The sequence below is a fragment of the Bradyrhizobium sp. CCGE-LA001 genome (genome assembly GCF_000296215.2).
Lineage (GTDB): Bacteria > Pseudomonadota > Alphaproteobacteria > Rhizobiales > Xanthobacteraceae > Bradyrhizobium.
In genome coordinates this window covers 7654537-7674180 of record NZ_CP013949.1, presented here as the reverse complement: position 1 = coordinate 7674180, position 19644 = coordinate 7654537, and the positions used below count along the sequence as shown (strand labels likewise).

The window sequence follows — 19644 nt, the reverse complement described above, 5'->3', positions numbered from 1 at the left end:
CCTAATCCGTGTACCTGATCCGCGGATCGAACACCGCGTAGAGCATGTCGACGATGAAATTGGCGAACACCACGACGACGGCGATGAACATCACGAGGTTCTGCACGATCGGATAGTCGCGCCAGCGGATCGCCTCGACCAGGTAGCGGGCGACGCCGGGGATGTTGAACACGGTCTCGGTCACGATCAGGCCGCCGATCAGGAACGCGGCCTCGATGCCGATCACGGTGATGACCGGCAGGATCGCATTCTTCAGCGCGTGGTGGTAGTTGACCGCCGCCTCGGACGCGCCCTTCGCGCGGGCGGTGCGAATGTAGTCCTGCCGCAGCACTTCCAGCATCGAGGAGCGGGTGATGCGCATGGTCAGTGCCGCGCTGCGGAAGCCGACCGCGGCAGCCGGCACGGCATAGGTGGCGAACGCTTCGAGCCAGGTCTGCGGATTCGGGTTGAAGATCGGCATCTGGCCGAACATCGCCACCGACGCGGTGAGGATGAGCAGGCCGAGCCAGAACGAGGGCAGCGACAATCCGCTGAGGCTGACGACGCGCAGGGCATAGTCGAGCTTCGTGCCCTGCTTCACCGCGCTGATGACGCCGAGCGGGATGCCGATCGAGGCCGAGAACAACAGCGCGAGGCCGGCAAGCCGCGCCGTGATCGGGATCCGCGGCAGGATCTCCTGCAGCGCCGGCTTTTCCGAGACGTAGGAGTAGCCGAAATCGCCGCGCAGGAAACCGCTGATCCAGTGCCAATATTGCACGACCAGCGGCCGGTCGATGCCGAGCTCCTTCTCCAGATTGGCCTTGTCGGCGGGATCGACATAGCCGGCGGCGGCAAACAGGATGTCGACGATGTTGCCGGGCACGATGCGCAGCAGGAAGAAGATGACGATCGAGATCCCGAACAGGGTCACGAGCATCAGGAACAGGCGCCGCACCAGATAGGCAAACATGCACCGCCTCCCGTCGAACCCGTCAGCCGCCCGTGGCCTGCGCTACTTGTCCAGCCACGCGTCCTCGTAGCGATAACCGTTATAGGAGCTGTTCGTCATGATGGTGATGCCCTTGACGTAAGGCTGCCAGCAGCTGCCCATGCGGCTGTGGAAGATGATGGGCCGCGCGACGTCCTCCTGCAGCTTCTTGTCGATGTCCCAAACCAGCTTCTTGCGCTTCTCGACATTGGTCTCCTGCGACTGCACATCGAACAGCTTTTCGATCTCCTTGTTGCAGTAGTTGGTGTAATTGCGCTCCGAACCGCAGGCATAGTTCTCGTAAAAGGACTGGTCGGGGTCGTCCACGGCATTGCCGGTGAGATTGAGTCCGATCATGTAGTCCTTGCGCGCGACCTTCGGGAACCAGTTCGCGGTTTCCACGACGTCGACCTCGCCGTCGATATAGATGTTCTTGAGCTGGTCGATCAGGATCACCGCGGGATCGCGATAGATCGGGATGTTGCGCGTGGAGACCTTTACGGCGAGATGCTTGTCGGGCCCGTAGCCGGCCTTCTGCATCAGCTTCTTGGCCTCCTCGCGGTTGGCCTTCACGTCGGGGCCGTAACCGGGAATGGTCTCCAGCATCTCCTTGGGCATGCCCCACAGGCCGTTCGGCGGCGGCAGCATGGTGCCGCCGACGTCGCCCTGGCCCTCGAACATGATCGAGATGAACGCCTTGCGGTCGAGCGCCATCGCCATGGCGCGGCGAATGTCGACATTGTCGAACGGCGGCGAGGACGAGTTGACGATGATGTTGGTGGCGACATTGGTCGGCGCGATCTCGCAGATCGCGTTCGGCGCCTGTGACTTGACGTCCTTCACCAGCGGGATCGTCACCTCCGTCGGGAAGGTCATGTCGAACTTGCCGGCGATGAAGGCGAGGATCGCGGTCGAGCGGTTCGGGATGATGGTGAATTCGATGCCGTCGAGATAGGGCCGACCCTTGCGCCAATAGTCGGGATTGCGGGTCAGCTTGATGGATTCGTTGGCCTTGAACTCGACGAATTTGAACGGGCCGGTGCCGATCGGATGCGTACGCATCTCCGCCGGCGAGACATGGCAGGGATAGACCGGCGTGTAGCCCGAGGCCAGCAGCGCCAGCAGCGAGGGTTGCGGCCGCTTCAGGTTGAACGAGACCTCGAAGTCGCCGCTGGTCGAGACGTCGTTGACCTGGTCGTACCAGGTCTTGCGCGGGTTCTGCCGGAACTTCTGCTGCGCCTTGCCCATCAGCATGTCGAAGGTGCATTTCACGTCGGCCGAGGTGAACGGCTTGCCGTCGTGCCATTTCACGCCCTGGCGCAGCTTGAAGGTCAGCGTCTTGTTATCGCCCGCCCAGGCCCAGCTCTCGGCGAGCTCGGGCACGATGCTGTCCATGCTGTTCTGCGCCACGTCCTGCTTGTAGATGACGAGGTTGTTGAACACAGGCATGAAGGGAATGTTGAGCGAGTAGGTCGCGCCCTCGTGGATCGAGGCGTTGGCGGGGCTGTCGCGGTGATACATCCGCATAATGCCGCCCTGCTTGGGCTCGCCAGCCAGCGTGGTGGTCGAGGCCGTCAGCACAGATAGCGCCGCCATTGCGGCGAGCGCCCACACGCTCCGCATGCTCATCCTCCCTGGACAACGGCCTTTGCGGCCTGTTTGTCAGACGATAGCGAGACAGGTGGAGCGAGGCAACGGGCAAGTCCGCAGGAAGCCTCGACAATTCGGATGACGGATGGCCGCGGGGTTTCACGCTTCCGTCATGTGAGAGTGCAGGTGCGAAGGGGAGGATCACGCATGGATCCCGGCCCCTGCGCGCAATTGCGCGCTAGGCCGAGACCACACTGAATCTGTCGATGGCCCCTCACACGATCCGCGACGCCTTGTTCCCCCAATAGCGATCCCTGAGCAGCCTCTTGTAGAGCTTCCCCGTCGGCAGTCGCGGCAGTTCCTTCTCGAAGTCGATCGAGCGCGGCACTTTCTGTCGCGACAGCGATTTGGCGCAGAACGCGATCAACTCTTCCGCGAGCGCGGGGCCCGGCACAACGCCGGACATCGGCTGCACCACCGCCTTCACCTCTTCACCGAGGTCGGGATTGGGCACGCCGAACACGGCGGCATCGGCGACCTTCGGATGGGTGATCAGCAGATTCTCGCACTCCTGCGGATAGATGTTCACCCCACCCGAGATGATCATGAAGGTGGCGCGGTCGGTGAGGTAGAGGAAGCGGTCCTCGTCAACATAGCCGACGTCGCCGACCGTGCTCATGCTGCCGTCGGCCGAGCGCGCCTCCTTGGTCTTCTCGGGATCGTTGAAATACTCAAACGGCGTGGCGGTCTTGAACCAGACCTGGCCGGGCGAGCCGGTCGGACACGCCTGCATGTTCTCGTCGAGAATATGGAGATCGCCGAGCAGCACCTTGCCGACAGTGCCGCGATGGGCGAGCCATTCCTCGCTGTTGCAGGCGGTGAAGCCCAGCCCTTCGGTCGCGCCGTAATATTCGTGGATGATCGGTCCCCACCATTTGATCATGTCGTCCTTGACCAGGGCCGGGCAGGGCGCAGCGGCGTGGATCGCGATTTCGAGCGAGGACAGGTCGTAGCGGCTTCGCACCTCCTCCGGCAGCTTCAACATGCGCGAGAACATCGTCGGCACCAGCTGGGTGTGGGTGATGCCCCATTGCTGGACGAGCTGAAGGTAGCGCTCGGGATCGAAGCTCTCCATGATGATCACGGTGCCGCCCATGCGGATCGTGAGATTCACGGCCGCCTGCGGCGCGGAATGATAGAGCGGGGCCGGCGACAGATAGACCATGCCCTCGCGATAGTGCCAGAGCTTGGTCAGGAAATCGAACAGCGGCAGATTGTGCGTCGGCGGCTCCTCGGGCAGCGGCCGCAGAATGCCCTTGGGCCGTCCGGTCGTGCCCGACGAATAGAGCATGGCAGTGCCGAGCCATTCGTCGGCGATGTGCGTCGCCGGCAGGCCGGCGGTCACCTCGGCAAGGCCGACGATGCGGTCGCTCTCGCCGGGGCCATCGGCGACGATGCAGAGCTTGACCTCGGGACAGGCCTGGATCGCCTCGCGCGCGATGTCGAGCTTGGCCACCGACGTGATCAGGATCCTGGACTGGCTGTTGACCAGGAGATAGGCGAGCTCGCCCGGCGTCAGGAACGAGTTGATGCAGGTGTAGTAGAGGCCGGACCGCTCGCCCGCGCCGCAGGCTTCCAGATAGCGCGCATTGTTCTCCATGAAGATCGAGTAATGATCGAGCCGCTTCAGGCCGTGCTTCCGGAACAGATGCGCGAGACGGTTACTGCGCGCCTCCAGCTCGCGATAGGTGACGGCCTCGCCCGTCGAAGCCATGATGAAGGCGGGCTGGAGCGGGCGTAGGCGGGCATGCTGACCTGGGTACATCAGTCCTCCGGCTTGGAATCATGCGGCAAGAAGTAGGATTTCGCGCACATCGGCGGGGCCCTCGATCCTGCGCGGATTTCGCGGAATCCAGTTCGTGCGCATCGCTTGTTCCGCAATGCCATCGAAATGCTCCGGGGACACGCCGACGTCGGCGAGGCTGCGCGGCATGCCGAGCGAGCGGATGAAGGCATCGAGCACATCGGCCGCGTTCCGGCCGGGATAGCCCATTGCGGCGGCGACGATCATCTGGCGCTCGGCATTGTCGCGCGCGTTCCAGCGCATCACCGCCGGCAGCATGACGCAGGAGGTGTAGCCATGCGGGACATCGAAGGCCCCGCCCAGCACGTAGCCGATGCCGTGGCTCGCGCCCATGGGAACGCCAGCGGAAAGCGCACCCATCGACAGCCAGGTGCCGATCTGCGCGTCCATGCGCGCGTCGAGATCGGCGGGGTCCGCCTTCACCCGCGGCAGCGCGTCGCCGAGCATGGCGAGGCCCTTGACCGATTGCGCGTCGGCATAGGGATGCGTCTCGCGCGAGCAGATCGCTTCCACGCAGTGGTCGACGGCGCGGATACCGGTCGATAGAAACAGCCATTCCGGCGTGTGGACGGTGATGGCGGGGTCGAGGATGGTTGCCCGCGGCACCGTGAGCGGATGCCGCAGCATCTGCTTCACATGCGCAGCTCGGTCGGTGACGCCGGCGATCGCGCTGAACTCGCCGCCGGCGATCGTGGTCGGCACGCTGATCTGCCGCACGACGGGTGCGTTCATCTGCGGCGCGGCGCTCTTGTGGACGCGAATGCGGTCGATACCCTCGATGTCGTCGATGCCGTTCGCAAGGCAGAGTTGCACCGCCTTGGCGCCGTCGGTGATGGAGCCGCCGCCGACGGTGACGATCAGATCGGCGTCAACTTCGCGCGCCGCGCGAGTGGCGGCGATCACCGCTTCGCGCGGCGTGTGCGCCGGCATCGCGTCGAACAGTCCGGCGCAGCGTGCGCCGAGCGCCTGCTTGATTCTTGTGATCTCGTCGGTCTGCCGGTTGAGCGTGCCGGAGACCATCAGGAAGGCGCGGCGCGTTCCCAGCCGGTCCATCTGCGCCACGATGGCCTCGGCTGCCGGATGGCCGAACACGACCTCCTCGATCGCGCCGTAAACGACACGTCCCTGGTGCACGCCTGTCCTCCCCGGACAATTCCTCTTGTTTTTGTTGGAGTATCCTAGCCGAGGCCGCCTTGCCCGTCATGTGCGAAGACGCTGATCCGCCCTTGCTTCTCCTCCGCCCGTCCCCCCGCAGGCGAGGAGAGGCGAACAAGTCGTGTCAACCCGCCATCCGGTCAGGCGCCCCGGCGGAGCATTGCACGCGCATTGGTCTTGAAGTGTTCATCATTGCCGCCCATCTTGTGTCGCCCGCGAGCAGGCGCGTACCCTGCATTTGCCGCGGCTTTTGATGCGAGGACAGGGATGGGCGGACCGGACGGAAGCGAGCGACCTGTCAAAAAGCACGACTTCGTCCAGTGGCGGCATGGCGCCATGGCCGGGCTCCTCATCGCGGCATTCGCGCTCGCGGGCTGCGACAAACCGGCCTCACAGGCCGCCGCCCCGCCGCCGGCGCCAGTCACTGTCGCCCAGCCGGTCAAGCGCACCGTCACCGATTGGGACGAATACACCGGCCGCTTCGAGGCGGTCGAGGAGGTGCAGGTGCGCCCGCGGGTCGGCGGCTTCGTCAATTCGGTCGAATTCCAGGATGGCGCCATCGTGCGGCAGGGCGATCTGCTCTACGTGATCGACCCGCGTCCGTTCGAAGCCGTCGCCGCGCAGGCGGAAGGGCAGCTCTCCGACGCGCGCGCCAAGGTCGAGCTTGCCAAGCGCGAGCTCGATCGCGGCCTCAGCCTGGTGCAGACCAGCGCGGTCTCCGAGCAGGTCGTCGATCAGCGCCGCCAGGCTTTGCAGGCCGCGCACGCTGCCGAGAAGCAGGCCGAGGGCGCGCTGAAGGCCGCCAAGCTCAACATCGAGTTCACGCACGTCACGGCGCCGCTGACCGGCCGCGTCAGCCGCCACCTCGTCAGCCCCGGCAACCTCGTGCAGGGCAGCGATAGCGGAACGTCGACATTGCTGACGTCGATCGTCACGCTGGATCCGATCTACATCTATTTCGACATGGATGAGGCGACCTTCATCAAATACAGCAAGCTGTGGTTCGAAGGACGGCGCCCAAGCTCGCGCGACACCGCAAATCCGGTGCAGGTAACGTTGGCAGGCGAGACCAAGCCGTCGCGTGAGGGCGCCGTCAACTTCCTCGACAACCGCCTCGACGTCTCGACCGGCACGTTGCGCAGCCGCGCCGTGGTCAAGAACACCGACCTCTCGATCCTGCCCGGCCAGTTCGGTCGCGTCCGTCTGATCGGCAGCGCGCCCTACGAGGCGCTGCTGATCCCCGACGCTGCGATCGCGACCGATCAGTCCCGCAAGATCGTGTTCGTGGTCAAACCTGATGACACTGTCGAGGCGCGTCCCGTGGTGCTCGGGCCGCTCGACGACGGCCTGCGCGTGATCCGCGAAGGCTTGAAGGCGGAGGACCGCGTCATCGTCAACGGCATCCAGCGCGCCCGTGTCGGCGCCAAGGTCGCCCCGCAGACCGCGCAAGCCCCGGCCGGTGGCAAGTCATGAATCTTGGCCGTCTCTCCATCAACCAGCCCATCCTGGCGATGGTGCTGTCGATCGTGCTCTTGATCGTCGGCGCGCTGGCCTACACCACGCTGCCGGTCTCCGAATATCCGCAAGTGGTGCCGCCGACGGTCGTCGTCACCACGCAATACCCCGGCGCCTCCGCGCAGACCGTGTCCGACACGGTCGCAGCTCCGATCGAGCAGGAGATCAACGGCGTCGAGGACATGCTGTATCTCTACAGCCAGGCCACCTCGAACGGCCAGCTCACCATCACCGTCACCTTCAAGCTCGGCACCGATCTCGACAAGGCCCAGGTGCTGGTACAGAACCGCGTCGCCATCGCGCAGCCGCGCCTGCCGGAGGAAGTGCAGCGCAACGGCGTCACCACGCGCAAGAACTCGCCCGACATCCTGATGGTCGTGTTCATGCTGTCGCCGGACGACACCTTCGACCAGCTCTACATCTCCAACTATGCGCTGCTTCAAGTCCGCGACCAGCTCTTGCGCCTCGACGGCGTCGGCGACATCCAGATCTTCGGCGCGCGCGACTATTCGATGCGACTGTGGCTCGATCCCGACCGCATCGCCAATCTCGGCCTGACATCGGCCGAGGTGCTGGCGGCGATCCGCGCCCAGAACGTGCAGATCGCGGGCGGCCAGATCGCCGAGCCGCCGATCGCCGACCGCGCCTTCCAGCCGAACCTCACCTTCACGGGCCGCTTGAAGGATCAGAAGCAGTTCGAGGACATCCTGATCAAGGCGGGCTCAGACGGCCGGATCGTGCGCCTGCGCGACGTTGCCCGCATCGAGCTCGGGGCCTTGTCCTACAGCACGAACAGCTTCCTGCTGCGGAAATCCGCGGTTGCCATGCTGGTGACGCAGCGGCCGGGGTCGAACGCGCTCGCGACGGCCAAGAATATCTCGGACACCATGACGACTCTCAAGGAGAGCTTCCCCAGGGGTCTCGACTACAATATCGGCTACAACCCGACCGAGTTCATCGCGCAGTCCGTCCACGAGCTGATCAAGACCATCTACGAGGCCATGCTGCTCGTGGTGATCGTGGTGCTGGTGTTCCTGCAGGGATGGCGGCCGGCGATCATTCCGATCATCGCCATCCCGGTCTCGCTGGTCGGCACGTTCGCGGTGATGGCGGCGCTGGGCTTCTCCATCAACAATCTCACGCTATTCGGTCTCGTGCTCGCCGTCGGCATCGTGGTCGACGACGCCATTGTCGTGGTGGAGAATGTCGAGCGCCACCTCGAGCACGGCATGAGCCGGCGCGACGCCGCGCTGAAGACGATGGAAGAGGTCGGCAGCGCGCTGGTCTCGATCGCGTTGGTGCTCTGCGCGGTGTTCGTGCCGACCGCATTCCTCGGCGGCATTTCCGGGCAGTTCTTCCAGCAATTCGCCGTCACGATCGCGGTTGCGACCGCGATCTCCTGCTTCTGCTCGTTGACGCTGTCGCCGGCACTGGCATCGCTGATCCTCACCCCGCACGAGGAGAAGAGACCGCCCGCCGCCTGGAATGTCATTGCGCGCGGCTGGAACGCCTTTACGGGCGTGTTCAACCGAGTGTTCGACCGGTTGGCGCACGGTTATGCCGGTCTCGCCAATTTCGTGATCCGGCACTCCGTCGTGATGCTCCTGGTCTACGTCGTTCTGATCGGCAGCGCCGGCTGGCTGCTCGTGACGACGCCGCAGGGCTTCATACCCGCGCAGGATCGCGGCTACGTCATCATATCCGTGCAATTGCCCGGCGCGGCCTCACTGGCGCGCACCACCGAGGTCGTGCGCGAGATCGAGCGGATCTCGCTGGATACGCCGGGCATCGTCCGCGTCGCGGCCTTTGCCGGCTTCTCCGGCGCGACGCGCACCCAGGCCGGCAATGCGGCGGCGCTGTTTCCGGTGTTCGACGAGCCCGAGGCGCGAATGAAGAAGGGATTGTCTGCGAACGCCATCACGGTCGAGCTGCGCAAGCGCCTGTCCGCGATCCAGGGCGCCTTCATCATCGTGATTCCGCCGCCGGCCGTGCCTGGCATCGGCACCGGCGGCGGCTTCACCATCCGCATCCAGGATCGCCAGGGTCGCGGGCCCGAAATGCTCGCGGCCGCGACCGACGAGCTGGTCGCCGCGGCGCGCAAATCGCCCTTGCTGCTCGGCCCCACGGTGTTCTCGCCGTTCTCGGCCAACACGCCGCAGCTCTTCGTCGACATCGACCGCACCAAGGCGCAGAAGCTCGGTGTGCCCATCTCGAACATCAACGAAACGATCCAGACCTATTTCGGATCGAACTATGTCAACGACTTCAACCTGTTCGGCCGCACCTATCACGTCACGGCGCAGGCCGATTTCCCCTACCGCAAGGAGCCGAGCGACCTCGCGCGGCTGCGCACGCGCAACGCCTCCGGCGACATGGTGATGCTCGGCAGCGTGGTCGAGTTCAAGGACGTCTCGGGCCCCGACCGCGTCGCGCGTTACAATCTCTATGCGGCGTCCGAGCTGCAGGGCGAACCCGCGCCGGGCACCAGCTCGACCACCGCGCTCAACACCATCAAGCAGCTCGCGAACGATAACTTGCCGAGCGGCTTCACCTTCGAATGGACCGATCTGTCCTATCAACAGATTACCGGCGGCAATGCGGGTCTGCTCGTGTTCCCGATCTGCGTGCTGTTCGTCTATCTCGTGCTCGCCGCACAATATGGCAGCTGGACCTTGCCGTTCGCGGTGATCCTGATCGTGCCGATGTGCCTGCTGGCCGCCACCGTCGGCGTGCGCATCATGGGCCAGGACGTCAACATCCTCACCCAGATCGGCTTCGTCGTGCTGGTGGGGCTGGCGGCCAAGAACGCGATCCTGATCGTCGAGTTCGCGCGCGATATCGAGAACGAGGGCAAGTCGCGGCTGGAGGCCGTGATCGAGGCCTGTCGCCTGCGCCTGCGGCCGATCCTGATGACGTCCTTCGCCTTCATCCTCGGCGTGCTGCCGCTGGTGATCTCGAGCGGCTCCGGCTCCGAAATGCGGCAGGCCGTCGGCGTCGCGGTGTTCTTCGGCATGATCGGCGTCACCCTGTTCGGGCTTCTGTTCACACCGATCTTCTATGTGGTGGTGCGGAACCTGGCCGAGGGACGCAGGGACAAGCCGGCGGCGGTGGGATGACGACGGTCAGACGGCCACAATCGCGCACCACTCTCCGCCGTCGTCCCGGATCGGCGCGCGCTTGAGGGCGTGCTTGTCCGGGACCAGAGCCGAGGATTTAGCGCCCACCCTCCATACTAACGACCAACATGAAATCGATGGGCACGTGCGGGGTTCTTCACTACTATCCGCGCGATTTCACAGAAGACTGCTGGGAGTTAAACATATGAAATCAGCACTTTGGGCCGCAGCGGCGTCAGCCGTACTGATTGCGGTTCCCGCCTCGGCGCAGGGCGTCAAGATCGGCATCCTCAACGACCAGTCCGGCGTCTATGCCGATTACGGCGGCAAATGGTCGGTCGAGGCCGCCAAGATGGCCATCGAGGATTTTGGCGGCGAGGTGCTCGGCCAGAAGATCGAGCTCGTCACCGCCGACCACCAGAACAAGCCGGATCTCGCCGCCTCGATCGCGCGGCGCTGGTACGACGTCGAGAACGTCGACATGATCACGGAGCTGACGACCTCCTCGGTTGCGCTCGCGATCCACGAGCTGTCCAAGGAAAAGAAGAAGATCGACATCGTCGTCGGCGCCGCGACCTCGCGTCTGACAGGCGATGCTTGCCAGCCCTATGGCTTCCACTGGGCCTACGACACCCGCGCGCTCGGCGTCGGCACTGGCGGTGCGCTGACCAAGGCCGGCGGCGACACCTGGTTCTTCCTGACCGCCGACTACGCCTTCGGCTATGCGCTGGAAAAAGACACCAGCGAGATCGTCACCGCCAATGGCGGCAAGGTGGTCGGCTCGGTGCGCGTGCCGCTCAACTCCTCGGACTTCTCCTCCTTCTTGCTCCAGGCGCAGAGCTCGAAGGCGAAGATCGTCGGCCTCGCCAATGCCGGCCTCGACACCACCAACTCGATCAAGCAGGCCTCCGAGTTCGGCATCGTCGCCGGCGGCCAGAAGCTCGCGGGCCTCCTGATGACGCTTGCCGAGGTCAACGGCCTCGGCTTGCAGGCCGCGCAGGGCCTGGTGCTGACCGAAGCCTACTACTGGGACGTCAACGACAGGTCGCGCAATCTCGGGGAGCGCTTCCTCAAGCGCACGGGGCGGATGCCGAACATGATCCAGGCCGGCACCTATTCGGCGACGCTGAGCTATCTCAAGGCGGTGAAGGCCGCCGGCACCAAGGATCCGGATGCCGTCGCCAAGAAGCTGAAGGAGCTGCCGGTCGACGACGACTTCGCGCAAGGTGGCAAGGTGCTCGAGAACGGCCGCATGGTCCACGACATGTATCTGTTCGAGGTCAAGAAGCCCTCCGAATCGAAGAAGCCCTGGGACTATTACAAGCTGCTCGCCACCGTCCCCGGCGACAAGGCCTTCTTCACCGCCAAGGAGAGCGGCTGCCCGCTGACGAAGTGAGGCTCTCGTGTCCCGGACGCGCAGCAGCGTGAAACGCTGCTGCGCAGAGCCGGGACCCACGCCTCTCCGGGCGTGAAGGCCAGACTCGGTCCCGGTTCAGCGGCGCAGCGTTACCACGCTGCACCGCGCCCGGGACACGAGCCGTGTGATGCCGTGGTTTACTTCACCAGCCGCAACACCACCGCCCCCAGTGCACCGACCCACAGGACAAGCGCAGCGAGGACCTGGATCGCAAAACCCGTGCCGCGTTTGGCGGCCGCCTGCGAATAGCCGATGAAATAGACGATGCGGCCGATGATCCAGACCGCGCCGATCCCGGCCGCCATGGCATCACCGATATAGGCCGCGAACAGCCAGAGCGCCGGCAGGAAGATCGGCATCCATTCCAGCGTGTTCGTCTGGATGCGGAAGGCGCGGTCGAAATCCGGATGCCCCGCCATCGCTGGCACCTTGACACCGGTCTTGGTGCGCAAGCGCGACACGTTGACGGCGGTGAAGAAGTAAAATGCGATCGCCAGCAGCGTGACGAGAGCGGTGAGATGATACATCGCAAGTCCCTCGAAGAGATCGCGCTTCAATAGCCGGTCATCTCGAGATAGCCAACGCCGTCATGCGTGCCGGCAAAGCTGATCGGCCCTTCCCAATAGGAGAAGCCGGTCCCCATCCAGGCCTTCGGATTCAGCGGTTTGCAGGCGATCGAGAACGATCGCGAGGGAATTGCGATCTGCCATTCCACCGGCACTTTGCGCCCCGCAATGTCCACCGTCGCCTTGGGACTCATCTGGATATCGTCGCCCGCAATCATCTGCGTGTCGCCCGCGGCGTTGATCCAATTGCCGAACGGATAGTTTTGGCCGTCCTTCTGCCGCAGCCGGTACAGCATCAGCTTGTCGCCGGACGCCAGATGCAGCGACAGCCAGTCCCAGCCGGTCTGGTCGGCTTCGAGCGGCTGGCTGCTCCATTCGCGGTCCAACCAGGCCTGGCCCGAGACATCGACCGCCTTGTCGTCGATGCTGAGCGTGCCGCGCGCGCGGTAGAACGGCTGGCTGTAATAGTAGGACGCCTGTCCGCGCTCCGACTTGCGGCTGTAGCCGCGGTCGCCTTGCAGCACCACCGGCCGCTCCGTCTCCAGCGTCAGCGCGTAGCTGAAATCGGCACCGGACGCCTTCAGTGTCAACGGGGCCAGTGTGCGATCATCGGTGCGCTCGACGCACTTCATTTCCCAGGCGTCGATCCAGGCCTCGAACGGCTTGGCTATGACGCCGGCCTGTCCCACGCCGCCACGCGAAAATGTCTCGCTGAAGCGGTGCGTGTCGGCACGCGTCACCGCCGCATGTCCCATCCACACTTGCTGATTGGCCCAGCCTTCGCCTTGCGGCCCCGGCTGGGCCGCTTGGCGGAACAGCGTCCACTGCAGACCGCATGCCGCGCCGCTGGAATCGACGAGATTCGCCGTGAGATACCACCACTCGATGCGAAACTCCGGATGCGGCCCGTGATCTCCAGGGAAGCTGAACAGCTTTCCCGGCATCACTTTGGCAAAGCCGTCGGCGGTCTCGCCGAGACCGGCATAGCCCTGCGCGCCTGCGCGGCGCGAAAGGGCGAGCGCGGCAAGGGCGCCGGCGAATGCACGTCGGGAAATCGCGTCAGCGCTCATTGGCGAACACCTTGACGAGGCTCGCTGGCTGCATCCGCGCCAGCCGGATCATCGGCAGCAGCGCGGCGATCAGCGAAGCGAGCAGCGCGACCGCGACCAGCTCGACCAGTTGCAGCGGAAACACGTGGAACGGCAGCCGCCAACCAAACGCCTTCACGTTGACGATCGCGATGAGGCACCATGCCACGAGGAGGCCGAGCGGCACCGCCAGCAGCGCGGTGAACAGTGCGACCGATAGCGTCTTGGTCAGCTCGATCGCGGCCAGGCGCGGCCGGGGGAGGCCAATCGCCCAGAGCGGCGCGAGCTGCGGCAGGCGTGAATTGGCCAGCGTCAGCAGGCTGGTCAGCAGTGCGATGCCGGCGACGCCGAGCGTGAACGCATTCAGCGCGGAGGTCACCGCAAAGGTGCGGTTGAAGATGCGTATCGATTCCGCCTTCACCGAGGCCTGGTCGGCGACGCTGCGGTCGTCGAGCGCAAATTGCTTCTGCAAGGCTGCGATCAGGCCCGGGATGTTCTCCTTGGCGACGATCAGGCCGATGCGCGTCTGTGGCGTCTGCGGAAAGTGCCGGATCAGCGCCGCGACATTGACCGCGAGCTGTCCCTTGGGATTGCCGTAATCGGCATAGATGCCGACGATGTCGAACTCCCAGGTCCCACCCGGCGCCGGCACCGCGATGACGTCGCCGAGACGGATATTCAGCCGGCGGCTCAGCTGCTCGCTGATGAAGGCGGCATTGCCTGGCACGAGCCGCGTCCAGGCGCGCGGTGCGGCCTCCAGCAGCGGCCAACGCTCGCGATAAAGCGCATGATCAGGCAGGCCGAGCAACTCCACCGGCTGGCCCTGGACTTGCGCTTCGGCACGTCCGCCGGAAAGGACTGCCTGGACATCGTTGCGCTCACGCAGCCAGTTTCGAATCGCAAGGCCTTGCGCATTGTCGGCGGCGCTGATGTAGACGTCGGGCGCCAGCCGTCCATTGAGCCAGCCGATGAAGGTCCGGCTGAATGTCTCCACCATGGTGGACACCCCGACATTGACGGCGAGCGCGAGCAGCAGCGCCATCAGCGCCAGCGACAGGCCAGAGAGCTGCTGCCGGTTGTCGGCCCAGAACCACAGCGCGAGTGGCCCTCGCGCCACGCGCTGGCCTGCGAGGAGGATGATATCGAGGAAGGCCGGCAGGATCAGCGCGGCGCCGAGCATCAGCGCGGCCAGCACGCCAAAGCCTGCGATCAGCGTCTGTCCATAGTGCAGCAAGAGCAGCGCGACTGCGAACACCGCGCATGCGGCAGCACTTTGCAAGACCAGCCAGCGGCGCTGCCTCTGCTGCCAGGCGCGCGGCTGCGCAGTCGCCAGCACGGGCATCCTGATCACCTTGATCAGACTGGTCGCAGCCGCCACCAGCGCGCCGGCGATGCTGATGCCGATGCCGGCCAGCCACCATTCAGGCCGCAGCACGAGCTGCCCCGGGATCTGCGCGCCGTAGAGCCCGCGGAGCGACGCCGCAACGTCCGGGAGCAGCGCCGCTGCGATGAAATAGCCGCAGACCAGCCCGATCAGCCCGGCGACCAGCGCCAGCACGACCAGCTCGACGACCAGCACGGTGTTGACCAGCCGCGCCGAGGCTCCGCAGGCGCGCAGCGTACGCAGCATCGGCAATCGCTGCTCGAAGGCGAGGCCGACGGCCGAGTTGACGATGAAGAGCCCGACGAAGAACGACAGCAGGCCGAACGCCGTGAGATTGAGGTGAAAACTGTCGGTGAGTCGCTCCAGCTCCGTTTCCGCGTCGGGCTCGACCCGCTGCAATTGCTCACCGACGACGCTTTGCAGCGGCGCGGGCTTGCCCTTCGCCTTGCCGATCAGCAGCCGCGACAGCTGATCCGGCTTGTCGAGGAGCCGCTGTGCCACGCCGATATCGACCACCAGAACGCCGGGCACGAGCTGTGGCAGCACGCGCAGAGGCGGCAGTTTTGCGCCATCGCTGATCGCTGGCGTCGCGCCTTCCTTCTCGTGCAGATCGGTCAGCGTCTCCCGCGCCACCAGCGTCTGGCCCGGCGACGTCACAAAGCTGCTCAGATCCGCAGCGCCAAGGCGCGGAGCGTCGCCGACGTCCGCCGGCATCGTCACCGGCTCGATGCCGAGCAGCCGCAGCGAGCGCCCGTTGATCTGGACCCGCCCCTCCAGCACCGGCGAGACCGGCCAGCCGGCACGCCTCAGCTTGACGAACAGCTCCTGCGAGAAAGTCGCCGCATCAGGCGCGACCAGCATCGCCGTGCGCACGCCGCCAAACGTCGCCGCGGCGCGGTCGTAGGCGCTGCGGGCCTGCTGGTTGATCGCCTGCACCCCGCTCCACAGCGCGGTCGCCGCGATCAGTCCGATCAGCAGCGTTGCGAACTGCATCTTGTGGCGCCGCCAATGGCTCAGCAGCACGGCGAGGATCCACAGCGCGCGCCTCATGCGATGCGCCCGCCATGCAAGGTGAGGTGGCGGTCGAGCGTCGCTGCCAGATGCAGGCTATGCGTCACCATCAGGAAGCCGCAGCCAGTGCGGGCGACGAGGTCGCGCGTCAGCGCCAGCACATCCTCGGCGGTGGCTTCGTCCAGATTGCCGGTCGGCTCGTCCGCCAGCAGCAGCGCAGGCTTCGTCGCCAGTGCCCTGCCGATCGCGACGCGCTGCTGCTGTCCACCTGATAATTGCTCTGGATAACGCTTGAGCAGGCTGCCGAGTCTGAGTCGCTCGGTCAGCTCCTTGGTCCAGGCTGCATCGTGCCGGCCTGCGATCCGGGCCTGAAAGGCGAGATTGTCCGCAACCGACAGGCTCGGGATCAGGTTGAACTGCTGAAAGACCAGGCCGATCCGATCGCGTCGCAGCTCAGCACGTCCGGCATCGGACAGCTTGGTGACATCGACGCCCGCCAGCCGGATCGTGCCGCCATCGGCGGCATCGAGCCCTGCGATCAGGTGCAGCAGCGTGCTCTTGCCGCTGCCGGATTCACCGGTCAGCGCGACGCGTTCGCCGGCCGCGAGGTCGAGATTGACGCCGCGCAGCACGTGGACCGGCTCGCCGGCGGAGACGAAAGTCTTTGAGAGATCTTTGATACTCAGCACGATGAATGGCGCCGAACAAAATTGATGGAATTTGTTGCTAGCACACTTGCTCCGGAAATGCCGGGTTGCGTTGCTCCCGAAGCCGTTGTTAGCTTCCAAGCCGGCCAAATCAAAAAAGTGCCGAAAGGACCTGCGGGGAGAATGATGAGCGCTCAGGAAACGCCCAATCCGGGCAAGACGATCGAAACGCCGAAAGGCGCCTGGACGATCACTTTTCTCCTGTTCCTGTTCATGCTGGTGAACTTCGCTGACAAGATCGTCGTGGGACTCGCCGGCGTGCCGATCATGACGGAGCTCAAGCTGACGCCGGAGCAATTTGGCCTGCTCGGCTCCTCGTTCTTCTTCCTGTTCTCGATCTCCGCCATCGTGGTCGGCTTCATCGTCAACAAGGTGCCGACGCGCTGGGTGCTGCTGGCGCTCGCAGTGATCTGGGCGGTGACGCAGTTTCCGATGGTCGGCACCGTCTCCTTTACCACGCTGCTGATCTGCCGCATCGTGCTGGGCGCCGGCGAAGGCCCGGCCTTCTCGGTCGCCGCGCACGCGATCTACAAATGGTTCCCCGACGAGAAGCGCACGCTGCCGACCGCGATCCTGTCGCAAGGCTCGGCCTTCGGCGTCATCATCGCGGTGCCGGCGCTGAACTGGATCATCGTCAACCATTCCTGGCACTATGCCTTCGGCGCGCTCGGCATCGTCGGCCTGATCTGGGTCTGTGCCTGGCTTGCGCTCGGCAAGGAAGGCCCGCTGGAGGACACGCAGGCCCTCGCTGTCAGCGAGACGAAAATTCCCTACGTACAGCTGCTGACCTCGCGCACCTTCCTCGGCTGCGTCGCTGCGACCTTCGGGGCCTATTGGGCGCTGTCGCTCGGGCTGACCTGGTTCACGCCCTTCATCATCAAGGGCCTTGGCTTCTCGCAGAGCCAGGCGGGCTGGATCTCCGTTCTGCCCTGGGTCTTCGGCGCCACCATCGTGCTGCTCACGGGCTGGATCTCGCAATTGATGATGGCCCGCGGCTCGACCACGCGCGTCGCCCGCGGCGTGCTCGGCTCCGTGCCGCTGGTCATCGGCGGCCTGATCCTTGCGATGATGCCGCACGTCCAGGGCGCCGGCCTCCAGCTTACTTTGCTCGTGGTCGGAACCGGCCTGTGCGGCGCGATCTATGTGGTGTGCCCGCCGATGCTCGGCGAGTTCACGCCGGCCTCGCAGCGCGGCGCCATCCTCGCGATCTACGGCGCGCTCTATACGCTCTCCGGCATCATCGCGCCCGCCGTGATGGGCACCGTGATCCAGCACGCCAGCAGCACGCTCGAAGGCTACATGACCGGCTTCACTATCAACGCCGCGATCATGGTCGGCTCCGGCTTGCTTGGCCTCCTGCTGCTCTGGCCGAACACCGAACGCGCGAGGCTGACAGGCGGTACGGCCGCGCAAGCGGCGCCGCTGAAGGGCGCGGTGTCGCCGACGTAGTTAGGAGTGGCCTCCGTCTTACCCTCCAGGGGAGGGTAAGCGGCAACGCCGCGCTAGTTCGCCGCCCCCTGCGCGCCCCGAATCAGCTTCCCCGGCCGCTCGCCCGTGGCCTCGCCCTGTCGCCGCGTCACCACGCCGGACACGATCGTCGCCTCGTAGCCGTCGACGTCCTGCAGCAGTCGCCGTCCTCCGACCGGCAGATCGTAATGCACCTTCGGTGGATGCAGGTGCAGGCGGTCATAGTCGATCACGTTGACGTCAGCTTTATAGCCCGGAGCAATGAGCCCGCGGTCGGTGAGGCCGACCGAGAGTGCGGTCTTGCGTGCCTGCGCCGCGACCACGAACGGGATCGACAGTTTCTCGCCGCGCTTGCGGTCGCGCGTCCAGTGCGTCAGCAGATAGGTCGGGAAGCTGGCATCGCAGATGATGCCGCAATGCGCACCGCCATCGGAGAGGCCCGGCACCGATTGCGGATCGATCAGCATCTCGCGCGTCGCATCCAGATTGCCGTCGGCATAGTTGAGGAACGGCACGTAGAGCATGCCGCGGCCATCGTCCGACAGCATCGCATCGTAAGCGAGCTCTTCCGGCTGCCGGCCCTGCTTGCGCGCCTGCGGTCCGAGCGCGTTCTCCGGCGGCTGCTCGTAATCGGGGGGATCGCCGAGCAGGAACATCTTGTCGTAGTTCGGACGGAAGAACAGCGGATCGTCGGTCGCGGTCGCCGTCTCGCTCAGGATCGCCTTGCGCACCTCGCTCTGACGCAGCCGCGCCAGGCGCTCCTGCAACGGCAGATGCGCGATCGCCTGGTAGCTCGGATGGGTCTGGAAAGGATTGCGCGATAGTTCGAGCCCGAGCAGCAGACCCACGGGGCGCGCCGCGATCTGCGCGGTGATGGAGAGGCCGCGCCGCGCGGCGGCATTGATCTCGTCCAGCGTCTGACGCCAGCGCTGCGGCGCCTTGTCGTTCTGAGTGATCGAGAACGAGATCGGGCACTTCGTTGTGTCCGCCACCCGCAGCATCATCGGTAGGTCCTCGTGGATGGTCGACAGATCCAGCACGAATTGCAGCACGCTGCGGCCCTGCCGATGCATCGCGCCGGCGATCGCGGTGAGCTCGTCCTCGCCCGCCTTCAAGGTCGGCGTGAAATCGCCGGTCGAGGTGCGGTGATTGAGCGTGCGCGAGGTCGAGAAGCCGAGCGCGCCTGAGCGCACCGCTTCGCCCGCGAGCTTCGCCATCGCCGCGTTGTCCTCTGCGGTCGAGGGATCGCGGCGGGCGCCACGCTCGCCCATGACGTAGACCCGCAGTGCCGCATGCGGCAGCTGCGCGCCGACGTCGATGTCGAAATCGCGCTTCGACAGCCAGTCCATGTAATCCGGAAAGCTTTCCCAGGTCCAGGGAATGCCGGCGCTCAGCACCGGCTCGGGAATGTCCTCGACGCCTTCCATCAGCTGGATCAGGCGGGTGTGATCGGCCGGCTTGCACGGCGCGAAGCCGACGCCGCAATTGCCCATGATCGCGGTGGTGACGCCGTTCTGCGAGGACGGCGTGATGTCCTGGCTCCAGGTGACCTGGCCGTCATAATGCGTGTGCACGTCGACGAAGCCCGGCGTCACAAGTTTGCCGCGCGCGTCGATCTCCTCTGCTCCTTTGGCCGAGACCTTCCCCACTTGGCTGATCCTGCCGCCGCTGATGGCGACATCCGCCTCGAACAATTCACCGCCGCGACCGTCCGCAACGGTGCCGCCGCGGATCACGAGATCAGGAGTGCTCATGGTGTCTCTTCCCGTTTGTTGTTGTTTCCTTCGCCGGGACGCC

13 protein-coding genes are annotated in these 19644 nt (G+C 65.3%); 4 read left to right on the top strand and 9 right to left on the bottom strand.

The window, feature by feature from the left end; genetic code table 11:
- Position 1: 1 nt before the first annotated feature.
- The 4 genes from BCCGELA001_RS34880 to BCCGELA001_RS34865 all read right to left on the bottom strand — a co-directional run bounded on the left by BCCGELA001_RS34880 (position 2) and on the right by BCCGELA001_RS34865 (position 5555).
- The gene (locus tag BCCGELA001_RS34880) at positions 2 to 949 is read right to left on the bottom strand and encodes an ABC transporter permease (protein ID WP_008540696.1); all 948 of its coding nucleotides are present in this window, start codon (positions 947 to 949) and stop codon (positions 2 to 4) included.
- A gap of 42 nt (positions 950 to 991) precedes the next feature.
- On the bottom strand, positions 992 to 2590 hold the full coding sequence (locus BCCGELA001_RS34875; protein WP_060737363.1) for an ABC transporter substrate-binding protein: 1599 nt from the start codon (positions 2588 to 2590) through the stop codon (positions 992 to 994).
- 241 nt (positions 2591 to 2831) lie between these two features.
- Positions 2832 to 4382: an AMP-binding protein gene (locus BCCGELA001_RS34870; RefSeq protein ID WP_008540709.1), complete on the bottom strand. Its 1551-nt coding sequence runs from the start codon at positions 4380 to 4382 to the stop codon at positions 2832 to 2834.
- An 18-nt stretch (positions 4383 to 4400) separates the two neighbouring features.
- A complete protein-coding gene (locus BCCGELA001_RS34865) occupies positions 4401 to 5555 on the bottom strand; it encodes an iron-containing alcohol dehydrogenase (protein ID WP_060737362.1) in 1155 nt (384 codons plus the stop codon).
- Positions 5556 to 5843: 288 nt separating this feature from the next.
- Here BCCGELA001_RS34865 and BCCGELA001_RS34860 point away from each other — a divergent pair, with 288 nt between their 5' ends.
- From BCCGELA001_RS34860 to BCCGELA001_RS34850, 3 genes are all read left to right on the top strand, one after another.
- Positions 5844 to 7049, top strand: coding sequence for an efflux RND transporter periplasmic adaptor subunit (locus BCCGELA001_RS34860; RefSeq protein ID WP_060737361.1), 1206 nt, complete (start codon positions 5844 to 5846; stop codon positions 7047 to 7049).
- Entirely contained in the window at positions 7046 to 10207 is a 3162-nt protein-coding gene (locus BCCGELA001_RS34855; RefSeq protein WP_060737360.1) for an efflux RND transporter permease subunit, read from the top strand. Before BCCGELA001_RS34860 ends, BCCGELA001_RS34855 begins: the two co-directional genes overlap by 4 nt.
- 205 nt (positions 10208 to 10412) lie before the next feature.
- Entirely contained in the window at positions 10413 to 11603 is a 1191-nt protein-coding gene (locus BCCGELA001_RS34850; protein WP_060737359.1) for an ABC transporter substrate-binding protein, read from the top strand.
- Between the two features lie 158 nt (positions 11604 to 11761).
- Here BCCGELA001_RS34850 and BCCGELA001_RS34845 read toward each other — a convergent pair whose 3' ends face one another.
- From BCCGELA001_RS34845 to BCCGELA001_RS34830, 4 genes are read right to left on the bottom strand one after another with little or no spacing between them, the layout of a single operon-like run.
- Complete coding sequence (locus BCCGELA001_RS34845) at positions 11762 to 12151, bottom strand: MAPEG family protein (RefSeq protein ID WP_008540732.1); 390 nt, start codon at positions 12149 to 12151, stop codon at positions 11762 to 11764.
- 26 nt (positions 12152 to 12177) lie between these two features.
- Positions 12178 to 13260 (bottom strand): lipocalin-like domain-containing protein, encoded by a 1083-nt coding sequence (locus BCCGELA001_RS34840; protein ID WP_008540734.1) that lies wholly within the window; start codon positions 13258 to 13260, stop codon positions 12178 to 12180.
- Positions 13250 to 15712: an ABC transporter permease gene (locus tag BCCGELA001_RS34835; RefSeq protein ID WP_008540736.1), complete on the bottom strand. Its 2463-nt coding sequence runs from the start codon at positions 15710 to 15712 to the stop codon at positions 13250 to 13252. Before BCCGELA001_RS34835 ends, BCCGELA001_RS34840 begins: the two co-directional genes overlap by 11 nt.
- Complete coding sequence (locus tag BCCGELA001_RS34830) at positions 15709 to 16362, bottom strand: ABC transporter ATP-binding protein (protein WP_060737358.1); 654 nt, start codon at positions 16360 to 16362, stop codon at positions 15709 to 15711. The genes BCCGELA001_RS34835 and BCCGELA001_RS34830 overlap by 4 nt, the downstream gene beginning before the upstream one ends.
- Before the next feature lie 144 nt (positions 16363 to 16506).
- Between BCCGELA001_RS34830 and BCCGELA001_RS34825 the strand changes: the two genes are divergently transcribed.
- Positions 16507 to 17829 (top strand): MFS transporter, encoded by a 1323-nt coding sequence (locus BCCGELA001_RS34825; RefSeq protein WP_060738022.1) that lies wholly within the window; start codon positions 16507 to 16509, stop codon positions 17827 to 17829.
- Positions 17830 to 17882: 53 nt separating this feature from the next.
- Here BCCGELA001_RS34825 and BCCGELA001_RS34820 read toward each other — a convergent pair whose 3' ends face one another.
- Complete coding sequence (locus tag BCCGELA001_RS34820) at positions 17883 to 19601, bottom strand: N-acyl-D-amino-acid deacylase family protein (RefSeq protein WP_008540750.1); 1719 nt, start codon at positions 19599 to 19601, stop codon at positions 17883 to 17885.
- Between the last annotated feature and the right edge of the window lie 43 nt (positions 19602 to 19644).